The sequence below is a fragment of the Streptomyces sparsus genome, assembly GCF_054776295.1.
Genome location: NZ_BAAHCA010001141.1, coordinates 1 through 1,387, shown reverse-complemented (window position 1 = coordinate 1,387; position 1,387 = coordinate 1). Strand labels below are relative to the sequence as shown.

Annotated in this window: 1 protein-coding gene; it reads left to right on the top strand. The window is 74.6% G+C overall.

The features are described from left to right. Positions 1-393: 393 nt before the first annotated feature. On the top strand, positions 394-1,387 hold a 994-nt coding region (locus ACYVE9_RS26960), incomplete at its 3' end, for a glycosyltransferase family 2 protein (protein WP_461030510.1).

Here is a 1,387-nt window from a genome sequence, read left to right as displayed (position 1 = left end):
CCGCTCCGCCCCGCGCGCCGCCGAGACCGTGGACGACCGGTCGGCCCACCGCAGACGGGATCGCCTGGCCATCGACGCGCGCCTGTCTCGGCGTCTCGGCCATGGTCCTGCCCACCCGGCCGCAGGGGGCGCCTGACCGTACGCCTGCTCTCCCGGGCGCCCACACCCGCATGCCGGGCCCGGGGACGCAAGCGGGCCCGGCGGTCGGACTGCCACCGGCGTGCGCTGGTGGGCGCGGACGGCCGGGTGCGCTGGGCCGAACGGACCATTCTGCTCGGTCACCCGCCAGGTCACGCGGCACGGGCAGGCCGAGCCCGCATTATCGGCTTAACAGACCACGCCCGCCCTCCCCCAGCCTGGACGGGCTGGGAGGCGCCCCCTGGATGTGCCGCCGTGCCTCGTTTCAGCATCATCGTCCCCGCCCACCAGGTGCAGGCCTACCTGCCGGAGTGCCTGGAGTCCGTACTCACCCAGTGCTTCACCGACCTCGAACTCATCGCGGTGGACGACTGTTCACCCGACGCCTGCGCCGAGATCCTCGCCGAGTCGGCCGCCGCCGATCCCCGCATGACCGTGCTGCGGCTGCCGGAGCAGTCCGGCGCCGGTCCGGCCCGCAACGCCGGGCTCAGTCACGCCCGCGGCGACTACGTGCTGTTCCTCGACAGCGACGACGCCCTCGCGCCCGGTGCCCTCCAGGCCGTCGCCGACCGCCTGCTGGAGACCGCCGAACCCGACGTGCTGGTCTTCGACCACGTGCGCGCCTTCTGGCACGGCGGCACCGACCGCGGGGGCCGGGCAGGGCTGCTGGCCCACCGGGACCCGCAGGTGTTCCGGCTGCGGGACCGGCCGGCGCTGCTGCGGCTGCCCCCGGTCGCCTGGAACAAGGTGTACCGCCGGGACTTCCTGCGGCAGGAGGGGCTGGCCTTCCCACCGGGTGCCTTCGAGGGCACGTCGTTCAGCTGGGCCGCCCTGCTGACGGCGGAGGCCGTGACGGTCCTGGACCGGACGTGCCTGCTGAACCGGCAGCGGCGCAGAGGAGCCGCGCAGACGGCCGCGGACCGGCGGCCCTTCGACGTCTTCGCCCAGTACGACCGGGTCTTCCGCTTCCTCACGGAACGACCGGAGCTCGCCCGCTGGGGCCCGCTGCTGTACCGGAGGATGACCGACCACCTGCTGTCCCTCTTCCTCACCCCCGGCCGATTGCCGAAGTCCTGCCGGACGGAGTTCTTCCGCCGCAGCAGCAAGCAGTGCCTCCGGCACCAGGGCGTCGCCGGGCGCAGCGACCTGCGGCAGTCACTCGTGCGGCTCGGGGCCCGGCGCACCTGCCGGCTGCTGTGCGCCTCACGCGGCCTGCGGCACGGCCTGGGCCGACTGGCCCGCAGGGTGC